Here is a 19,217-nt window from a genome sequence, read left to right as displayed (position 1 = left end):
TGCAGGCAGCGACTGCTGCAATGACCGACAGATGTACGGTGAATGAACCGCCGCCTACATCCCGAACAGCCGCACCCTTCACCCGAACCGATTGGTGGTGACCCAAAAATGACTGGGCCGCAAGATAATTCGCACAGCGATCAGCCTGGTCGCACCGATGGCGAAGCAACCGGCAGCCCGTCACCGTCTGAGCCGAGTGAGTTCCGTCGCGCGATGACGTCGGTCGTGATCACGGTGTTCTTCACGGTCGCCATCGTGCTGGTCGCGGCCGCGTCATCTGGCGGCCTGCAGACGCTCCTGCTCATCGTCGCCCCGATCGTCGTACTGATCGCAGCGCTCACGACAGCGGTACGCACGTACCGGGTCTGGCGCGCAGGCGGCCGCTGGCAGATCTGGCAGGGCGCAATGTGGTTCGAGTTCGCCTTCTTCGTCATCGTGCTGTTCAGCACGGCACCGCTGCTGCTGGTGGATTGACACCCACCCACCAGTTCGGCACGACCCCTACCCCGCCACCGGAGTAGTGGCGGGGTGCAGATGGGTTGCGACACAACCTGATTCGACGCTGCGCCCGGTTCGTTGGGCGGGCAGGCCAGCCAGGTTGGCGCGTCGTACTGGTCGCCGCGGTGGTCAGGCGGCGTCGGCCAGCGGTGGGCCGAGGCTGTCTGGCGGGTCGACGCCGTGGGGTGCGATGGGGTCGCCCGGTGGAGCTGGACCTGTTGGCGCGCCCGGGATTGTGGGCGGGTTGGGGTCTGTGGGCGGGTCGGGGTCGAGTTCGAGTGGCCTGGTTAGGTTCCATCGGATGTCGACCCGCCTGCTGAGGCGAGGAGTATCAGCGGAAGGCATCCCATCCGCCAGCGCGAGTTCGACGCCGGTGAGCGTCTGACGTGCCACCTGCCTGCTCGGCGGGTCCGGCACCGAGGGCGACGCCATCCAGGCACCCACTGCGTCCGCGACCACCATCTGGCCGCTGGCCGTGTCCGGGACGTTCTCGGCGCCCACTCTGCCTGTTGCTCGCGCACCGATCTCGGTGACCGTCGCGTCTGTGCCTGACCCGGTTGCTCGTGCAGCAGCTGCGGCTTGATTGCTGGAGTGTTCGGCGGCGAGGTAGTCATGGAAATCGGCTGTGACGTCGGCGATCCGGTTGATGCGTTCCGGATTCTCCGGCATACCCGGCTTGGCGTTCAATCGCCACGCAACCCGGCCGGTATCAGGTCCGTCGGTGATCATGCGGGTGGTGAACTGCCCCGGTTTCGTGCCAACTCTCCGGTTGTGCACATCGCACGCGGGCACCAACTGGTCGATATCGGTCAAGCCGCCGTCAGCCCAGTCTTTCGCCGCGTGATGCATCTGCACCCTGCTCGCGGGCTGATTACAACCCGGGGCCGAACACATCTTCCCGCCCGCCGAAGCGAATGAGGCCAACCGTTGCCCCAGCGACGCGATCCGCTTCGACCGACCCAAATACAGCGGCACGCTGGTGTGGTCGCCGAACACCGCCAAATACGGGCTCGCGCCACTCGCTGCGGCCATCTCGATCACGTCGTGGATGGGCAGGAGTGTTCCGGATGTGGTTTGTGCGATCCCCGCCTGCTCCTCCAACTCACGCAGGCTGGTGGTGACGATCACCTGGATCGGCAAACCGCGATGCGTGTTGCCCAGCATCCCGAATTCCAACACCTGGCCAAGTAGTGCGGAGAAGGCGTCGTGGTTGCGTTGGGCGGGTGAGCGTTCATCACGTAGCGCCGCGGCCGCGACCTGCTCAGCATTCGCGGTGGTGATCGGCCCGACCGGCGACTCCGGGTCATCCGGGTTGTTCATGCCCGGTTTGGCCCACGCATCCAACACTGTGTCGAGCCGGGCGCGGGCGATCGGATCGAGATCGGCGGTCAACCGCGACATGAGTTGCGCGTTCTGCCGGTTCACCCACAGGCGGCGTCGACGTTGACGGTCCTTCGAGGTGGTCAGCGTCCCGTCAGGATCGAGATGCGCCAACAATCGTGAACCGAGGTTGGTGATTTCGGCGGGCGTGAATTGGCTCGCGTAGCCGGCCATCTGCGCTTCGGCAGCAGCTTTCGTCTCGGCCGACACCTCACTAGGGATTGCCTCCAACACCTCGAGCACCGCCCGGACGTGCGCGCCCGCGACCCGGCCCTCGGCGACGTAGCCGGCCAGCGTCGGGCATGCGGGTGGTAGGCGGTCACCGCAGATCGTGGTGAACGAGCCGGTCGCCGCGATCACCCGATGCCGCGCCGCCGGGTCACCAATGTGTAGACCATGCCCCAGGAAACTGCGAACATCGCGGAAACCCAGGGCGCGGGGCAGGTCGCGGTCGGAGGCTTCCACAATCAAGCGATCGGTGACCGCACCGGCGGTCCGCAACGCCAGGCGTTCGGCCTCCACGGTGGCTTCCACCAGCGCGGCGTCCGATACCAACGACACATCGACGGCAGCCAACTCATCCAACACCCCAGCAAGGCGTGACAGTTTCTCCGCCACGACAGCGTCCGCGGAACCCACCGCAGCAGTCGCCAAAGCCGAAGGCGCGCCACCGGCCTCAACGTCATTGCTGTTGCTGTTCACGTGCCGCCACCCCCGCCCCACGTCATGTCGAATATGTGTTCTACATTACCCGACAAGACCGACAGCGTCGAGGAAATCTCGAACACAAGATCGAATCTGTGGAGACTCGTCGCAACGGACAATCCCGAGCGCGCGCAGCCGCTCTTCTACCGAACCCCTCCCCTTCCCGATGCGCCCTTCGCCGCATACTTCCGCCGGAAACGCTCGACGCGCCCCTCGGTGTCTACGACCCGCGCGGTGCCCGTCCACAGCGGATGCGACGCGCTCGTGATGTCGACGACGATCAGCGGATAGTGTTGTCCGTCATGCCATTCCACGGTCTGCGTCGACGTCGAGGTCGACCGGGTGAGGAATTGCGTGCCGGTCGCGGCGTCGCGGAAGACGACCGGGTGGTAGTCGGGATGAATGCCAGATTTCATGGGAGATCCCCTTTCTCGGAATCGTTGCGTTGTTGATCGGGGTCGAGACCGTCAGTGATGGAAAGCAATCCGGACCCGGGAGGCGTGGTGTCGGCGCACGGGTCCTCGTGCCGAGTGCCGAACGGGTCGTCGTACTCGCGCCAGGCATCCGACCCCTCCGCCATTTCGACGTCGGTGAGCGTGGCGGCGTTCAATGCCTCGACAATCTCGGTGACGTCCGCGCGGTGAGCCAGGATCGTCAGCGCGTTGTGACGGTCACCGAATACCTCGTCCCACCGAAGCGCCGCCATCGCGAGGCGCGTCTCCTCGACGTCGGCGCGCTCGTCGGCCGACATCGCACCGACCCACTGTCCGGCCTCCTCGACCCGTAGCGCCCCGCCGGCGGACTCCAGCCAGAACACGTCGTCGAACCGCGTTGCCAGCCAGATTCGGCCGCGGGAGCAGATCACGCCGTCGAGCAGATGGTCGAGGGCGTCGTGGAGGCGCGTCGGATGGAAGGGTCGGTCACTCTCGAATACGGCCATGGACACACCACATTCAGTGGTTAACGGTGGCGCCCCACGCAGGAGCGGGTCATGCGGACCGAAGACTGCGCCGCGTCGGGCGGTCGGGCCTATCGCGCGCAGCAACTGGATCAGGGTGCCCGGCCGGATGGGTCGTTGAGGCAGCTCCATCACGATCGGAGCGCCGGGCGCGAGGCGACGCAAGACCTCCATCAGCCTCGCCGACGACCATGCGTCGCGAAACGCCGGGTCGGCGCCCGCGAGTACCAGCGCGTCGGCGAAGGCGACCTGACCAACCGCCACCTGCGCCAGGGTGCGATCGTCCTCGGCCACGGCAGAATCCCACTCAGCAGACCACTCGACAAGCCCAGCTTCGCCGAGTGTGACGTCGCCGCTCGCGGCGTCGAGCCACTCCATCTCCGACACGCACGCGATCGTTGCGTCGACGGCGACGTCGTATCCCGCTGGCGCGTCGACGAATCCCGGCATGTCCGAGCAGACGACATGCTCGATCGACCAGCACAGCGCCTCGGGTTCGATGAGCGGATCGAGTTGCAGCACAATACGTTCCACCGTTGATCGCTGGTGCAGTCGACGCAGCAGCGGGAGAAGGTCGATCCGTAGCGTGCACGACACGCACCCGTGCTCGAGCGAGATCTCGCGGATGTCGGTGTGCTCGACGCCGTCGAGGTCGATCGTGCGCGTCGTGCGCAGCACCCGACCACTGGGCAGCGACGAGAGGTCGTGGTGGACCAGCGTGGTCCCTGCCATCGCGAGCGCGTCCGCGGTCCGCGCCACCGCTTCCCTGTCGAGCCCGGTGACCAGCGTCATCGGGGTACGCGGTCTCGACGGCCGGCGTCGAGCATCAGTTGAATCGGCCTGCACAGCGTCGCTCCTTTCACCCTAAATTATTGGCAATGATTTCCATTTAGTGTGCCGCCACGTTAGCGTGGAATACCGCACTAACGCCAATCGTTTCCAACAAGGAGGTTGTGCCGTGGCAGCACGATGTCAGGTCACCGGGAGAACGCCGGGGTTCGGCAATCAGGTGTCGCACTCGCACCGAAGGACCTCACGTCGCTGGAACCCCAACATCCAACGACGCCGCTACTACCTGCCCAGCGAACGACGTTTCGTGACGCTCGACGTGAGCGCCAAGGGCATCAAGACCATCGACCACAAGGGCATCGAGGCCGTGGTCGCACAGATACGCGCACGAGGAGAGAAAGTCTGATGGCTCGCAACGAGATCCGACCCATAGTCAAACTCCGGTCAACCGCCGGAACCGGCTACACCTATGTCACCCGCAAGAACCGCCGCAACGACCCCGACCGCATGGTGATCCGCAAGTACGATCCGATCGCCAAGCGTCACACCGAATTCCGTGAGGATCGCTGATGGCCAAGAAATCCAAGATCATCCGCAACGAGCAGCGTCGTGAGATCGTTGCCCGCTTCGCCGAACGACGTTCGGCACTGAAGCGCACCATCGTCGACGCCGCCGCATCACCCGAAGAGCGTGCACAGGCTCAACGCGACCTGCAGGCGCTGCCCCGCAACGCGAGCCCGACGCGCGTCCGCAACCGCGACGTCGTCGACGGCCGCCCGCGCGGCTACGTCGGCAAGGCAGGCGTGTCGCGCGTCCGCTTCCGCGTACTCGCCCACCGCGGCGAACTACCGGGCATCCACAAGTCGAGTTGGTGAGTACCGTCGGGTGTGGGCGCTCACAGCGCCCGCACCCTGCGGCCAACCACCCCATCACCCACTACAGAGGACTTCACCCATGGCGAAGCGAGCACCGCGTCGGCCACGGCCAGGCGCCGACACCAAGCCCAAGCAGACCCGCAATCAGCTCAACGCGCTCGGCATCACCGACGTCGACTACAAAGACGTCAACCTGCTGCGCAAGTTCCTGTCCGACCGCGGCAAGATCCGCAGCCGACGCGTCACGGGACTGACCCCGCAGCAACAGCGCCAGGTGGCCACCGCCATCCGCAACGCGCGCGAGATGGCGTTGCTGCCCTTCGTTTCTCAGCGCTGACTCTTCGCCACTGCTGAGTCTCAGCCGGTTCCGGTTGCCCACAAGCGCGGTATCCGCGCGTCTGGGCAACCGGAACATCCAGCGAGTCACGACCCGCGCTGCATGTCGAGGCTGATCTCCTCGGCGTCGAGTTGCCCGAGCGCGCGGCTCAGCGCCGACGAGCTGTACGTTCCCTGGCTACGCAGCGTGAGCAACTTCTTGCGCTGCGCGGCAATGATCTCGCGGCGGGTCCGGCGGATCTGCACGCGTTCTTCGAAGTTGAGGCCGTACGGCGTACTGGCGCCCGCGGGCACCACACCGCTCTGCGGATCGTCGGAATCACCGGCATCCGAAACGGCGTCGGCGTCCTCATCGGCCTCGCGGCTGACCTGTTCGAGTCGTGGTCGCAACCACGGGATCTGTCTGACAGTCTCGGACTCAGCCATCACTTTCTGGGCGGTCGCGTCGAGTTCTGCGCGCAGCCGTCGACGTTCGGCGAGCATCGATTCGGTGTCGTCGCCGATCTTGAGCTTGCGGATCAACCACGGAAGCGTGCCGCCCTGGATCAGCAACGACGCCGCCGCAACCACGAACGCGACGAGAACCAACAGTGGCCTGCTCGGGGTATCGTCCGGCAGCGTCTGTGCAGCGGCCACCGTCACAACACCGCGCATTCCGGCCCACACCACGATCGCCGACTCCTTCGGCCCCAGCGGCGCTTCGGTGTAGTAGTCGATGTCGGCGAGGGTGCGCGTGATCCGCGAATTGATGCGGGCCGCGGTGTCCGTGGAGACGGGCGGCATGTCGCCTGCCGCGAGTTTGGTGGTGTCGCGGTGGCGGCGGCGTCGAAACGCCCTGCGCCACCACTGCCGACTCCGACGTTCCTGATCGCGGTCGATGTCGGCGCTCGGCGTCACCGAGAAATCCGCGAGCATCGGGCGGATCTGATCGCCGCGTCGTCGCTTCCTGTCTAGCCACCACGCCAGCGGCACGACGTACAGCGCCCGCACGAGCAGCGCGACGCCCAACACCGACAGCCCGATCCACACCGCGTTCGGCACGCCTTCGTGGTCGTTGTGGACGTCGGACATGAGGGTGAAGAGCTCCAGACCCATCAGCAGGAACACCGCGCCCTCGGCGATCAGCTCGACGACGTGCCAGTTCTGCATGTCCGAGATGCGGTGCTGCGGCGTGAGATATTTGACCGCGCCTGCGCCGGTGATCAGACCCGCGGTGACCGCGGCGACGAGACCCGACGCTCCGATCGCCTCCGCCGGCACGTACGCGATGTAGGGAACGGTGAACGAGATCGCGGTGTTGGCGGTGGCGTCGCGCATCCGTGATCGCACCCACAGGTTGGCGACGCCCACCGCTGCACCGATGGCGACCGCGCCCGCAACGGCGAAGACGAAGTTCAACGCCACGCCCCAGAACGAGATCGTGGCCGCTGTCGCCGCTACAGCGGCCCGCAGGAGCACCAGCGCCGACGCGTCGTTGAGCATGCTCTCGCCCTCGAGCACGGCGACGACGCGCGACGGAACGCCCATTCGCTTGGCGATCGACGTCGCCACCGCGTCGGTGGGACTCACGATGGCACCCAACGCGACACCCGTTGCCAGCGAGATACCCGGCACCACAAGCGTCAAGAACCACCCGACGACCACGGCACTGAGGATCACCAGCACCACCGACAGTGTGCTGATCGCGGTGAAGTCCCTGCGGAAGTCCATCGTCGGCATACCGATGGCCGCCGAATAGAGCAGCGGGGGAAGCACTCCGACCAGAATCCACTCGGGATCGACGTGGAAAGCGGGTACGAACGGCATGATGCCGATGACCGCGCCGACGAAAACCAGGACCAGGGGCGCCGGAATCCGCAGGCGAGGAGCGATGTCGGTCACCAGCGCGATGAAGAGAACCGCTGCAACGACGATCAGCACTTTTTCCATCGCGTCTGCCCCTTCCAGGGTCTGTCGCCGGCCACCGAACAACACTTCCACCGAAAACTGTGCCATTGACTGTTGACAAAAATTTCGGTCCCACTTACCGTCGAAAGCCTACGGTGTGACACCCCACACTGTCGGTTGCGCTCAAGCACCGAATGCATCTCGCGGAAGGCAGTTCTCATGACGAAGGCACTGAGGTACGACCCCGACGAGACGGTGTCGATCGACGCCCAGCACGGCCTCCCCCGCGCTGAGTACGAGCAGGTCCTCGACGACCTTTCGTCGGCGTCGGTTCATCGAAACTTCGACCCCTACCTCGACATCGATTGGGACGCTCCCGACATGGCCGTCGTGCCCGACGATCCGCGATGGGTGCTCAACTACGAGGTCGATCCGATCGGCCGTCACCCCTGGTATCAGGAACAGCCGCTCGACAAGCAGATCCGCATCGGCATGTGGCGACAGGCGAACGTCGCGAAGGTCGGGCTGCAGTTCGAGTCGATCCTGATCCGCGGCCTGATGCAGTACAGCTTCAAATTGCCCAACGGCGCCAAGGAATTTCGCTACACCACGCACGAATCGAAAGAGGAGTGCAACCACACACTGATGTTCCAGGAACTGGTGAACCGCATCGGCATGGACGTTCCGGGTGCCAAACTCGGCTACCGCCTGATCTCTCCCGTGGTGCCGCTGGTATCCACGACGTTCCCCACCATCTTCTTCTTCGGCATCCTCGGCGGCGAGGAGCCCATCGATCATCTCCAAAAAGACTTCCTGCGTATGCGTTCCGACCTACATCCCGCGATGGCGGCCGTCATGCAACTACACGTCGCCGAAGAAGCACGTCATATCTCGTTCGCGCACCATCACCTCCGTGAGAACGTCGCCCGTAAGGGCCGTTTCCAGCGTTTCGTGCTGTCGCTGATGTTTCCCCTGGCCATGCGCATCCTGCTCGGTGCGATCATGGTTCCGCCGCGCGGATTCAGGAATGAATTCGACGTCCCGCGCGATGTGATGCGCGACATCTTCTGGCGCGCCGAGTCATCGAAGCGAGTGCGCCGCAACGTGTTCGGCGATGTACGGATGCTTGCCGAGCAGTGCGGCCTGATGAATCCGGCCTCGCGCGCGATGTGGCGAGCCCTCGGCATCTCGGGCCGTTCGTCGCGGTTCCGCAGCGAGCCGACCTACACCGCGACCTGAGCCCGATCACTTCACTTATGTCACCGAAAGAGTAACGGGCCCAACACATGCCACATGTCGTGACCCAATCGTGCTGCGGCGACGCCTCATGCGTTTACGCGTGCCCCGTCAACTGCATCCACCCGACACCGGACGAGCCGGACTTCGCGACGTCGGAGATGCTCTACATCGATCCGACGACCTGCGTCGACTGCGGAGCATGCGTCAGCGCGTGTCCGGTCGGGGCGATCGTTCCTTCTCATCGAATCCCCCTGGGGCAGGAACGTTTTGCCGACATCAACGCCCTCGCCTACGCGGCCGACGGACAGCTCGGTCTCACCGACGCACGGTTTCCCGTCGACCCGGTGCAGCGGCTTCCACTCGCGCCGATCGAGCACCCGCGGGCACTCGGCATCGAAGAGCCCGTGTCAGTGGGCATCGTCGGATCGGGGCCGTCGGCGATGTATGCGGCCGACGACCTGCTCCGCCACCGCGCGGTGTCGGTGATTATCTACGAACGCCTCCGACGCCCCTTCGGCCTCGCGCGCTACGGCGTCGCCCCGGATCACACACGAACCCGACAGGTCATCGACCTGTTCGACGACATCGCCCGCAATCCACGAGTCGAGATCCTTCTCGACACCGAGATCGGCCGTGACATCACGCTCGACGACCTGCGCGCACGGCATCACGCGGTGATCTGGGCGGGAGGTGCGCCGACGGATCGTCGCCTCGAGATCGAGAACATCGACGCTCCCGGCGTCGGATCGGCCACGTCGTTCGTCGGTTGGTACAACGGCCATCCCGACTTCGCCTCGCTCGATCCCGACCTGTCGCACCCCTGTGCGGTCGTGGTCGGAAATGGCAACGTCGCGCTCGACGTCGCGCGCATCCTCGTCGGAGGTGCAGGGCGCCTGGCCGACACATCGATCGCGCCTCGTGCGCTTGCCGCGCTGGAGTCTTCGTCGATTGAGCAGGTCACCGTGCTCGGGCGTCGAGGTCCGGAACATGCCGCCTTCACGTTGCCCGAACTCGTCGGCCTCGTCGACAACGGCGTGCGAGTGGTCACCGACGTCTCCGCCTTCACGGACGTCTCGCACGACAACCTCGACCCGGTGGCACGGACCAAGCTCGAACTCCTGGCAGAACTGGCGACCGACGAGCCCGTCTCGGGTCGCCACATCCGCCTCGCGTTCCACCACACACCGCAGGCGGTGTCGGTCGACGGGTCGGGGGCCGCCGATGGGCTCGTCGTCGCAAACTCGCAACGAACGGGCCCTTCCACGACGACGACGCTCCCCGCGGGACTGATTCTCACCTCGGTCGGGTACCGGGGTCAGCCCGTCCCGGGACTTCCCTTCGACGCCGCGCGCGCACTGATCCCGCACGACGCAGGACGCGTCGTCGACGACGGTCGTCGCGTGCCGGGCATGTACGTGACCGGCTGGATCAAGCGCGGGCCGTCAGGCTTCATCGGTACCAACAAGACCGACTCCGGCGAGACCGTCGCCTCGTTGTTGGCCGACCTCGAAGCCGGCCTGTTGCCGAGACCGACCCGGGGATCGAAGCGCAGACCGACGCGGGGGTCGCGCGCAACGCTCGTCCGGGCCGGCCGCTGATCGGTAGATTTGCGGGCATGAGCCCTTCGAAGCCGACTCAGCACGCCGAATACAACCGCACGACGACCGAGGCCAACCTGCCACTGCTCGCGACGGAAATGCGCCTCGGACTCCGCGAGTACGTCAAGGACGAGGGACTAGAACTTGACGATCAGTCCCCCGCGTGGGTGACGCGCAGTTCGCAGTCGGTGAAGCCGGGTCCGCTGGCGCCACAGAGCTTGGAGCCCGACACCGAGGACACCGATTTCGGGACTCTCGTCGTGCTGACGCCCGCGCATCTGATCGTCGAGGTGGTCGGGTCGAGTAAGGGGGTCGTCGTGACTTCGGTGCCATTTGCGCAGGCCACGCTGTCTCCGACGGACTCGTTGTCGACCGATCCTGCCCAACGCGGGTTCACGGTGTCCGGCTTCGGCGACGCCGGGCCGCTGGGCAACACCTGTCACATCGGGCTCGGGCCAGAGTCGGACGCCGACGACTGTTTTGCCGCTGTACGCTCCGCAATTTTGAGTGCCGCCGGTATCTGAATCGACGCAATGTCACAATTCGGTTTCCTACGTTCGAATGACACCGCCTGAGCATCGCATAGACATGCGCTCGCGAGTATCGTCATCCCGCGACGGGGGTGGCCTGGGGATGAACAACACGCTTTCACGCTTTGCCTATATCGACGCCGCACGAGCGACAGCTCAGAATTTCGTCGACCTCGTGTGCAACATCGACAATCCAGACGTGTCGCTGGGCAGGCGGTCGAAGTGGACCATCGCGGAGTGCGTCGGACACGTCGCCAGCGAGCCCTCCCGCTACCTCGAACTGGCATGTGGCGCCACGGCGTGGCCGAGCCGCCCGTCTGATCTCAAGGACATCTACGCGAAACAGATCGCGAATTTGCCCACGAGGGACGTGCACAAGCTCGCACAGAGACTCGTCGACGAACTCGACGAACTACTCGATCTCGTCGGCCGCTTCGGTGCGCGAGTGCCCGTCATGGCCGTCGAGGGCGACTGTCGTGGGGTCCGTGCCGACTCCGCACTGGGCATTCTGATCGGCAAGATGACCGTCCACGGCCACGACATCGCACGGGCGATCGGCGCCCACTGGGAACTCGACCCGGGCGTCGCACCGCTGGTCGCACGGGGCAGGCACCAGCTGTTGCCGTGCTGGATCGATCACCTCGGAGAATCGTCGCCACCCGACGCCACATTCGAAATCCGGTTCCGCGGAACCGACGAACGCTTTATCTACCAGTTCACCGACGGGCATCTCGAGATCAACCCCGACGAGCATGTCGACCCTGATCTCTATGTGAGCGTCAAACCAGCCGCGGGGGTGCTCATCGGCTACGGCCGCATGTCGCCGATGCGTGCACTACTGACAGGACGAGCCATGGCCTGGGGTCCCAGTCCATGGCTCGCTACCCATCTGATCAAGCGGTTCGCGCCGCTTGATGCCTGACGCGACCGCCGCCGCGCTGCTGACCGCGACTCTGCGTGTTCTGCTGACCGCGCGACTGTCCGCCGCGCGCCTGGCCTGAGCCGCGCTGGCTCGAGGCGCCCTGTCCGGAACTGCGCTGTCCGGAACTGCGCTGACCTGAACCGCCCTGCGCGGAGCCACGCTGGCCGGAGCCGCGCGAGCTCTGCGCACCGCGTCCGTCACGAGGTCCGCCGCTGCGGCGTCGTGCCCCGTTGGCGCCTCCGCGACCACGTCCACCGCCGGCTCCCTGACGGGACTGTCCGGCCGGGCGGGCGGGCTCCGGTGTCGGCTCGACTCGCTCGGCGCGTGCGCCGACGAGAGCGTCGACCTCCGCCGAGCTCGGGCGCACCCGAACCGGCTTGACCTTGATCGCAGCCTTGCCGAGCAGGCCGGCAACGTCGCGACGCTGGTCCGGCAGGCACAGCGTGACGACGTCGCCCGCGTTGCCCGCACGTGCGGTGCGGCCGGAGCGGTGGAGGTACGCCTTGTGCTCGGCAGGCGGGTCGACGTGGACGACGAGCTCGATGGCATCGACGTGCACACCACGCGCGGCGACGTCGGTGGCCACGAGCACGCGCACACCGCCCTCGCCGAACGCCTTCAGGTTCCGATCACGTTGCGGCTGAGACAGATTGCCGTGCAGGTCGACGGCGGGGATGCCATCGGAGGTGAGCTTCTTGGCGAGCTTGCGCGCCTGATGCTTGGTGCGTGTGAAGAGGATTCGACGTCCCGTTCCCGATGCGAGCTCGGCGACCATGGCGTTCTTGTCGGCGTGCTCGATCTCGAAGACGTGGTGCGTCATGGCCTCGACGGGCGATGTGGCCTCGTCGACCGAGTGCATCGTCGGATTGTCGAGGAAGCGCTTGGCCAGCTTGTCGACGCCGCGGTCGAGGGTGGCCGAGAAGAGCATCCGCTGTCCGTCGGCAGGCGTTGCGGCCAGGATTCGGGTGACTCCGGGAAGGAAGCCCAGGTCGGCCATGTGGTCGGCCTCGTCGATGACGGTGATCTCGACGTTGTCGAGACGAACGATGCGCTGCTGCATCAGGTCTTCGAGGCGTCCGGGGCATGCGACGACGATGTCGACGCCGCGCCCGAGCGCCTGCTCCTGACGAGCCTGTTTGACGCCACCGAAGATCGTGGTCACGGTCAGGCCGACGGCCTTTGCCAGCGGCTCGACCGCGGTGGCGATCTGTGTGGCCAGCTCGCGCGTCGGCGCGAGGATGAGGCCGGTGGGTGCGCCGGGGACGCGGTCGACGTCGAGCTCGGCGAGCCCGGCCACGAGCGGAATCGAAAACGCAAGTGTCTTACCAGATCCCGTGCGGCCGCGGCCGAGGACGTCGCCGCCGTCGAGCGTGGCGGGAAGGGTGTCGGTCTGGATGGGGAAAGCCTCGGATTTTCCATCCGCGGCAAGGACTTTCACGATCTCGGCAGGTACGCCGAGCTCGGCAAATGTAGTCATGTAAAAGGTCTCTCTACGTGCTCATCAGCACTGTGGACCACTATGGCCTGTGCTGTGGTGGCGAAATCGCGGGTGCGCGAAGTCGTTTCGCCGTATGAAGTCAAAGAGCGGTGGTCGACCCCGGGCTATGTGGGGGACCCGCCGCGAGAATTGCGATCTACGACGCGTTGGCTATGTCTGTGCACGCCAATATGTACACCGTACGCGAGGTCGTCCGAGTGAGCGAATCATGGTGAGCGCGGTCACGTTTGCGCTCCGAAGTGGTTGCGGCGGAAATGTCAGAAAGCTTCGCTGACCAGTACCGCGAACGTGCCGGGCTCCAGCGCGTCGAAGACATGGTCGGCATCTCCGGGATAGGAGATGAAGTCGCCGGGCAGCAGTTCCACCGGATCATCGAGAGGACCGACCAGCGCCTTCCCCGCGCACAGAACGACATGTTCGACGACGCCGCGCGCGTGCGGGCGAGACACTTTCGGCTCTCCCGGCTCGGCGCGCAGCAAGAAGATATCGCGCCGCGACGACGGCGACGCCGCGGACAAGAGCGTCGAGATGTACTCGGCGGTCGCAGAGGGAATCGCCGGCCCGTCGCCGAACCTGATCACCTCCACTCGACGGGGCGGGGTGTCGACGAGGTCGGAGAAGGTCAGGCCGAGCGCCTCGCTCAGCGCCCAGACGGTCTCGATGCTCGGGTTGCCGAGACCCTGCTCTAGCTGCGACAACGTCGATTTCCCGATGCCTGCACGCCGTGCGAGTTCGCCGATCGACAGGCCCACGCGAGCCCGCTCACGCTTGAGCGCCGCGGCGATCACCGCGGTGGGGCCGGACGCCGTCGGCGCAGCCTCGGCCCGACCAGCGGCACCACCGAGGTGATCGTTCGATGAATCGTCCGAGTGTTCATCTTGACGAACAGTACCCATATGTTCATCATAGTGGTCATGCGTTCGTCATGGGAAACACTCGGCTACGGCACGCTGCGCAGCGTCGCAGTGATGGCGATGTCGGTGTTCGTCATCGGATGCTCGTACGGCGTCGCCGGTCACAGCGCAGGGTTGAGTTGGTGGCAGATCCTGACCATCGCCTGCGTGGTGATGGCCGGTTCGAGCGAGTTCGTCTTCGTCGGCATCATCGCCACCGGCGGACTGCCTATCGTCGGCGCGCTCGCCGGCCTGCTCGTCAACACCCGCAACCTCGGCTACGGCTTGTCCGTCGGGCCGTACCTCGGGTCGGGCATGCGCCGACTCGTCGGCGCTCACATGGTGAACGACGAGACGGCCGCCCTGACCGCCGCTGCACCCGACGCCGAGCGTGCGCGTGCCGCCTTCCTGTGGTGCGGGATCGGTGTGCTCGTCTCGTGGCCGGCGGGATCAGCCGTGGGTTCCGCTGCGGGGCAGATCATCTCGAGCCCCGAGACACTTGGACTCGACGCCGCGTTCCCCGCACTCTTGGCCGCACTGGCGATCTCGGCAGTGCGCGCACACCGTTCCGAGCGCGGCAAGCTCGGCGCGTCGCTGGCCCTGGGCGCCGTGATCGCCGTTGCCACAACGCCGTTCGTCCCCGCGGGCGTCCCGGTCCTGCTCGCCCTTACCGGGCTCCTTGCCGGCGTGCCGCTCCCCCGCCGCGGCGCGGACCGTGCGCTCCGTACTGCCGAGCGTGCGCTCCATCCCGCCGACAGTGCGCCCTATACCGTCGAGCGTGCGCCTCATTACGCCGAGCGTGCACTCCATGCCGCCGAGCGTGCGTCGTGACGCACGGGACGCAACTGTTCATCGGCGTCGCAGTACTGGCCGCGGGTACCTATGCCCTGCGGTTGGCCGGCCCCCTGCTCCGATCACGAATCACAGTGTCGGACAATGTGCGAGCGCTGATCGACCGTGCCGCGCTGGTTCTCCTTGTTGCGGTCGCCGCGACCGGCGCCCTCTACGCCGGGCAGGATCTGTCCGGATGGGCGCGGCCGGCGGGAGTTGCCGCCGGGGTGGTGGCCGCACTGCTCAAGGCACCGCTGATCGTGGTGATCTTGCTGGCGGCAGGCGTCGCCGCTGGACTCCGTGCAGCCGGCGTCGGGTGAGTTTGCTCCTACACGGGGTACGCGGCGTGTACGTTATGCGCGCTTGACCCAAATCCCTTCTCCGCGAACCGGACACGACAGGACCACGGTTTCAAATCACCCCGCGTGAGAGCTTGTCATCGGCACACGAACGCCCGAAGATCGTTGAGTTCGCATCGATCTACCGAGGGACCCTCATGCGTAAGCGCTCGACGCCGCGTCTTCTGGCCATACTGACCGCAGCCATAGTTGGACTGGGTTCGGCCGTCACGTGTGCCGCAACCGCGCAAGCGGCTCCTCGCCTTCCGACCAACCCGATCGGCACCCCGACCTACACGGTGAACGTCAACAAGCCCGGCGGACCTTCGGGATACATCTTCTACACAACGGGGTGGGCCGCAGCGGTACCGCTACCAGTCGTTCCACGCGGACTCGGCAACACCGACCAATCCGCCGTGATCGTGGACAAGACGGGTCGGGTCGTGTGGCGATACACCGTCGCCCAAGGCGGCAGTATCTCGAACTTCCGCACGCAGACCTATCAGGGACGCAAGGTGCTCACGTGGTGGGAAGGCTCCGGCCAAGGTGGTCACGGCGCGGGCGTCGACGTCATCGCCGACACCCGTGGCCACATCATCAAGAAGATCACCCCTGCGGGACTCGGCTCCGATGTCCACGAATTCCGGCTCACGCCAGACGGTCGGGCTCTGATCACGTCATACCACCAGGTCAGCGCCGACCTCACGTCCGTCGGTGGCCCCAAGCACGGGACGCTCCTCGATTGCGTCGCCTCGGTCGTCGACGTCGCCAGTGGCCGGACACTGACCGAATGGTCTGCACTACAACATATTCCGCTCACGGCGTCGGCCGCCCAATATACCGGGCTCGGCGGCGCAGCCACCTTCGATCCGTTCCACATGAACTCGATAGTGCTCGACCCGGTCGGAAACCTGCTGATCTCTTTCCGAAACCTGAACGCCGCCTACAACATCGACGCTCGTACCGGTCAGATCCTCTGGAGCGCCGGCGGAAAGCACTCGAGCTTGCGCATGGGGCCCGGAACAGACTTCTTCGGCCAACACGACGTCGAGTACGCCGATCCCCACACGATTCGCTTGTTCGACAACAACATCAACGTTGCCACCCAACTCGGCGACTCCAGCATCAAGTGGATTCGACTCGACCCCACCAGACGCACCGCGACTCTCGTTCGACGCCAAGCGCATCCCGCAGGCCTGGCCACAGCCGCCACCGGCAATGCACAAGCTTTGGCCGACGGATACACCTTCGGGAGCTGGGGTACCGCCCCGCACATCTCGGAGTTCTCACCCTCGGGCGAAATGACCTACGACGCAACGCTTCCGGTCGGCACCTATCGCGCCTACCTCGACACGTGGCCGTGAACGCACGCGTTCGGCATTGAACGACACAAGATAGCGCCCACCGCTCAGCCGAGGGCCATCCTTAGATCCCACAGCGGCGCATGGGGTTCCATCTGCCACTGGCGTACGGCGTTGAGGCGGATGATCCGCGTGGTGCCCAGAATCAAGAGCGCGGCGAGGGGTAGTTCGGCGAGGAACGCGGTCAGTAGCGAGACCCACCGGTCGTCGGGGGCCGCGGTCATGATATCGAACCAGGCGTCGCAGATGAGCAGGATTCCGGTGGTGAATCCCGCGAGGACCAGCAGTTGGCGACGCAGGAACGCCAGCACCGCGGTCGCGGTCATCATGGTGACGAGCAGAACGTCGAAGCCAATCCAGGTGACCGACCAGTTGTGGGCGACGTAGTCGACCGGCAGGGTCAGCCCGAGAAAGACGATCCACGGGATGAGCGCAGTCGCGCCGATCGCCATCACGCCGATGCGCACACGCCGAATCCTGCTGCGCACAACCGGACTCGGCGCGATGCCGTCGAGCGGGCGGGACAGTCGGGCAATCAGATCCCGACGCTGCTGCGCAGTCAGTGCTGCGATCTCGGGGTCGGACAGGATGTCATGGCTCATGACGATCACCTCTCGGAGCGGACGATTCCGTCTTACCCGCTCGGGAGCCTCATCTGCCAACTACGCACCCGTTGCGCCGAAGAGTTGCTCGTAGCGTTGCTTGGGCTCGAGCGTGAGGCCGGACTTCACAAGCTTTGCCCAGTCGTCGGCCAGCACTTCCTGCTCCCCCGACTCGATGGCGTCGAGGCCAGCGTTTGCCAGCTCGGCGGGTGAGAGCTTGGGCGCGTCCATGCCCTGCGACATGTCGGTGTCGACCAAACCCATGTGGACGGCCGTGACCTGCGTGCCCTGCGCGGTCAACTCCAGCCGGGTGCTGTCGGTGAGCATCCACGCCGCTGCTTTCGACGCGGCATACGCGCCGGCGCCCGGTGCGGTGAACCACGACAACGCAGACACGACGTTGAGGATTGCTCCCCCACCATTCGATTCGAGGATCGGCGCGAAAGCACGGGTCAGAAGCAGCGGCCCGTAGAAGTTGGTGTCCATCTCGCGACGGATCGCCGCCTCATCCCCGGACACCAGCGGGGTTCCCGTGGAGATGCCCGCATTGTTGATCAGCAGATCGACGTCGGTCGCCGTCGCGGCAGCAGCGGCGATGTCGTCGGGATTGGTGACATCGAGCGAGATCGCCTCGACGCCGTCCGCGTGGATGGTGCCGGCGTCGCGAGCCGCCGCGTAGATTTTCGACGCCCCGCGGCGCTTGAGTTGTTCGACGAACGCCGCTCCGATTCCCCTGTTTGCGCCGGTGACGAGCACAACCGCACCCTCGATGTTCATGATGATTCCATTCTGTATCGATCGCTAGCTTATTAACTCAGCCACCGTAACACATTCTGTAACGGTCACTATGTTATTGTTTGCCCGTGGCTGGCCGACCTCGGAGTTTCGATCGCGACGCCGCCCTGCTGGCGGCCGTCGAGGAGTTCTGGCGTTCCGGGTACGACGGCTCCTCGATCGCGCGGCTCACCGCCGCCATGGGCATCACGGCACCGAGCCTCTACGCGGCCTTCGGCGACAAACAGCACCTGTTCGACGAGGCGTCGGCGCTCTACTTCGACCGCGCTATCGCAGCAGTCGACGACGCAACCGCGCTCCCGACCGTCGAGCAGGCGATCGCCCGAGTACTCGACGACACCGCGCACGCCCACACCGGCCCCACGACACCGCCCGGCTGCCTGATGCTCACCGAACCGCGCCTCGGTGCTCAGCGGGAGACCTTGCGGGCGCGTCTGCAGGCCCGACTCGACCAGGGCATGCGCGACGGAGACCTCGCGGACACGGTCAACAGCAATCAGTTCGCGGAGTTCCTCGTCGCCGTTCTTCGCGGAATGTCGGGATGCGCGCGCGACGGCGGCTCGACGCAAGACCTCCTGAACATCGCCGACACCGCGATGACGGCGCTACGGGCGGTGAGCACCGCAGCACAGGACACTGCGTGACCTGCCGGACATCACGCCTTCGAGAAACATCCCGCACAATGGCTCACTCGCGGTGAATCGCGCCTTGGAGAACGTCTTGGATGTATCCGGGTTCAGCAGGGCTGTTGTCGAGGAGGATGGCGGTGCATAGCCCGTCGGAGGCAGCAACCACGGCCGCGATGGCGGTGGGGTCATCGGTGAGGGCGGATGCGAGCTCGGCGATGTTCTCGCGCCAGCGTCGAGCAACCGGTCGCAGAGCGGGCCGTCGAGCAGCGAGAGTGGAGAGTTCGCGTTCGGCCAGGGCGCGTTCGCGTCCGGAGCCTGCGGTTTCGGCGATGAGTTCAGCCAGGCCCGTGAGCTTGTCGCCGGGTGAGTCGATTATCGCTCTGATCTTCGCGGTGTACGCGTCGGCGACGCTGGTGAGGGCGGCGACGAGCAGGTCGTCGAGAGTAGCGAAGTAGTACGTACTCAGGGACGTGGTGATTCCTGCCTGTTTGGCGACGGTGCGGTGCGTGACGCCTGCCGCACCGTCACGAGTCACGACTGCGAGCGTGGCATC

The 19,217-nt window shown here is 65.8% G+C and carries 22 protein-coding genes; 13 read left to right on the top strand and 9 right to left on the bottom strand.

Going from position 1 to position 19,217, the window contains the following annotated elements; translation table 11 throughout:
- Nucleotides 1–213: 213 nt before the first annotated feature.
- Nucleotides 214–474 carry a hypothetical protein gene (locus ABW18_RS23105; protein ID WP_049697960.1) on the top strand — a complete coding sequence of 87 codons (261 nt, stop codon included), beginning with the start codon at nt 214–216 and terminating at the stop codon, nt 472–474.
- 153 nt (nt 475–627) lie between these two features.
- Here the strand turns inward: ABW18_RS23105 and ABW18_RS05705 are convergent, their stop codons facing one another.
- From ABW18_RS05705 to mrf, 3 genes are all read right to left on the bottom strand, one after another.
- Complete coding sequence (locus tag ABW18_RS05705; RefSeq protein ID WP_053117375.1) at nt 628–2,580, bottom strand: HNH endonuclease signature motif containing protein; 1,953 nt, start codon at nt 2,578–2,580, stop codon at nt 628–630.
- Nucleotides 2,581–2,726: 146 nt separating this feature from the next.
- Nucleotides 2,727–2,999, bottom strand: coding sequence for a type B 50S ribosomal protein L31 (locus ABW18_RS05700; protein ID WP_049697959.1), 273 nt, complete (start codon nt 2,997–2,999; stop codon nt 2,727–2,729).
- A complete protein-coding gene (gene mrf, locus ABW18_RS05695) occupies nt 2,996–4,333 on the bottom strand; it encodes a ribosome hibernation factor-recruiting GTPase MRF (protein ID WP_049697958.1) in 1,338 nt (445 codons plus the stop codon). The genes ABW18_RS05700 and mrf overlap by 4 nt, the downstream gene beginning before the upstream one ends.
- A gap of 166 nt (nt 4,334–4,499) precedes the next feature.
- On the opposite strand from mrf, the gene rpmB reads away from it, so the two are divergent.
- The 4 genes from rpmB (at nt 4,500) to rpsR (ending at nt 5,542) form a co-directional block, all read left to right on the top strand.
- Nucleotides 4,500–4,736, top strand: a complete 237-nt coding sequence (rpmB, locus tag ABW18_RS05690) for a 50S ribosomal protein L28 (RefSeq protein WP_005202545.1) — start codon at nt 4,500–4,502, stop codon at nt 4,734–4,736.
- Nucleotides 4,736–4,900, top strand: a complete 165-nt coding sequence (rpmG, locus tag ABW18_RS05685) for a 50S ribosomal protein L33 (protein WP_005179659.1) — start codon at nt 4,736–4,738, stop codon at nt 4,898–4,900. The genes rpmB and rpmG overlap by 1 nt, the downstream gene beginning before the upstream one ends.
- Complete coding sequence (rpsN, locus tag ABW18_RS05680; protein WP_049697957.1) at nt 4,900–5,205, top strand: 30S ribosomal protein S14; 306 nt, start codon at nt 4,900–4,902, stop codon at nt 5,203–5,205. Before rpmG ends, rpsN begins: the two co-directional genes overlap by 1 nt.
- A gap of 79 nt (nt 5,206–5,284) precedes the next feature.
- Complete coding sequence (gene rpsR / locus ABW18_RS05675) at nt 5,285–5,542, top strand: 30S ribosomal protein S18 (RefSeq protein WP_049697956.1); 258 nt, start codon at nt 5,285–5,287, stop codon at nt 5,540–5,542.
- 86 nt (nt 5,543–5,628) lie between these two features.
- On the opposite strand, the gene ABW18_RS05670 is transcribed toward rpsR, so the two are convergent.
- The gene (locus ABW18_RS05670; RefSeq protein ID WP_049698106.1) at nt 5,629–7,470 is read right to left on the bottom strand and encodes a cation:proton antiporter; all 1,842 of its coding nucleotides are present in this window, start codon (nt 7,468–7,470) and stop codon (nt 5,629–5,631) included.
- Between the two features lie 177 nt (nt 7,471–7,647).
- Between ABW18_RS05670 and ABW18_RS05665 the strand changes: the two genes are divergently transcribed.
- The 4 genes from ABW18_RS05665 (at nt 7,648) to ABW18_RS05650 (ending at nt 11,717) form a co-directional block, all read left to right on the top strand.
- Nucleotides 7,648–8,667 carry an AurF N-oxygenase family protein gene (locus tag ABW18_RS05665; RefSeq protein ID WP_049697955.1) on the top strand — a complete coding sequence of 340 codons (1,020 nt, stop codon included), beginning with the start codon at nt 7,648–7,650 and terminating at the stop codon, nt 8,665–8,667.
- Between the two features lie 47 nt (nt 8,668–8,714).
- The gene (locus ABW18_RS05660) at nt 8,715–10,265 is read left to right on the top strand and encodes a 4Fe-4S binding protein (RefSeq protein WP_049697954.1); all 1,551 of its coding nucleotides are present in this window, start codon (nt 8,715–8,717) and stop codon (nt 10,263–10,265) included.
- 17 nt (nt 10,266–10,282) lie between these two features.
- Complete coding sequence (locus ABW18_RS05655; protein ID WP_049697953.1) at nt 10,283–10,789, top strand: hypothetical protein; 507 nt, start codon at nt 10,283–10,285, stop codon at nt 10,787–10,789.
- A gap of 109 nt (nt 10,790–10,898) precedes the next feature.
- Nucleotides 10,899–11,717: a maleylpyruvate isomerase N-terminal domain-containing protein gene (locus ABW18_RS05650; protein WP_049697952.1), complete on the top strand. Its 819-nt coding sequence runs from the start codon at nt 10,899–10,901 to the stop codon at nt 11,715–11,717.
- On the opposite strand, the gene ABW18_RS05645 is transcribed toward ABW18_RS05650, so the two are convergent.
- Together ABW18_RS05645 and ABW18_RS05640 are read right to left on the bottom strand one after the other, a co-directional pair.
- Nucleotides 11,689–13,194, bottom strand: a complete 1,506-nt coding sequence (locus ABW18_RS05645) for a DEAD/DEAH box helicase (protein ID WP_049697951.1) — start codon at nt 13,192–13,194, stop codon at nt 11,689–11,691. The genes ABW18_RS05650 and ABW18_RS05645 overlap by 29 nt on opposite strands.
- 278 nt (nt 13,195–13,472) lie before the next feature.
- The gene (locus tag ABW18_RS05640; protein WP_049697950.1) at nt 13,473–14,111 is read right to left on the bottom strand and encodes an XRE family transcriptional regulator; all 639 of its coding nucleotides are present in this window, start codon (nt 14,109–14,111) and stop codon (nt 13,473–13,475) included.
- Nucleotides 14,112–14,129: 18 nt separating this feature from the next.
- Between ABW18_RS05640 and ABW18_RS05635 the strand changes: the two genes are divergently transcribed.
- From ABW18_RS05635 to ABW18_RS05625, 3 genes are all read left to right on the top strand, one after another.
- Nucleotides 14,130–14,939 carry an AzlC family ABC transporter permease gene (locus ABW18_RS05635; protein ID WP_049698105.1) on the top strand — a complete coding sequence of 270 codons (810 nt, stop codon included), beginning with the start codon at nt 14,130–14,132 and terminating at the stop codon, nt 14,937–14,939.
- Complete coding sequence (locus tag ABW18_RS05630; protein WP_049697949.1) at nt 14,936–15,259, top strand: AzlD domain-containing protein; 324 nt, start codon at nt 14,936–14,938, stop codon at nt 15,257–15,259. Before ABW18_RS05635 ends, ABW18_RS05630 begins: the two co-directional genes overlap by 4 nt.
- A gap of 176 nt (nt 15,260–15,435) precedes the next feature.
- Nucleotides 15,436–16,641: an arylsulfotransferase family protein gene (locus ABW18_RS05625; protein WP_049698104.1), complete on the top strand. Its 1,206-nt coding sequence runs from the start codon at nt 15,436–15,438 to the stop codon at nt 16,639–16,641.
- Between the two features lie 44 nt (nt 16,642–16,685).
- On the opposite strand, the gene ABW18_RS05620 is transcribed toward ABW18_RS05625, so the two are convergent.
- Together ABW18_RS05620 and ABW18_RS05615 are read right to left on the bottom strand one after the other, a co-directional pair.
- Nucleotides 16,686–17,240: a hypothetical protein gene (locus tag ABW18_RS05620; protein WP_049698103.1), complete on the bottom strand. Its 555-nt coding sequence runs from the start codon at nt 17,238–17,240 to the stop codon at nt 16,686–16,688.
- Nucleotides 17,241–17,300: 60 nt separating this feature from the next.
- Entirely contained in the window at nt 17,301–18,017 is a 717-nt protein-coding gene (locus ABW18_RS05615) for an SDR family oxidoreductase (RefSeq protein WP_049697948.1), read from the bottom strand.
- Nucleotides 18,018–18,103: 86 nt separating this feature from the next.
- Between ABW18_RS05615 and ABW18_RS05610 the strand changes: the two genes are divergently transcribed.
- Nucleotides 18,104–18,679, top strand: coding sequence for a TetR/AcrR family transcriptional regulator (locus ABW18_RS05610; RefSeq protein WP_200903210.1), 576 nt, complete (start codon nt 18,104–18,106; stop codon nt 18,677–18,679).
- Nucleotides 18,680–18,722: 43 nt separating this feature from the next.
- Here the strand turns inward: ABW18_RS05610 and ABW18_RS05605 are convergent, their stop codons facing one another.
- Entirely contained in the window at nt 18,723–19,199 is a 477-nt protein-coding gene (locus ABW18_RS05605) for a TetR/AcrR family transcriptional regulator (protein ID WP_235434293.1), read from the bottom strand.
- Nucleotides 19,200–19,217 lie beyond the last annotated feature (18 nt).

This window comes from Gordonia jacobaea (assembly GCF_001186365.1).
GTDB classification, from domain to species: Bacteria; Actinomycetota; Actinomycetes; order Mycobacteriales; family Mycobacteriaceae; genus Gordonia; species Gordonia jacobaea.
This window is presented reverse-complemented; position numbering and strand designations above follow the sequence as displayed.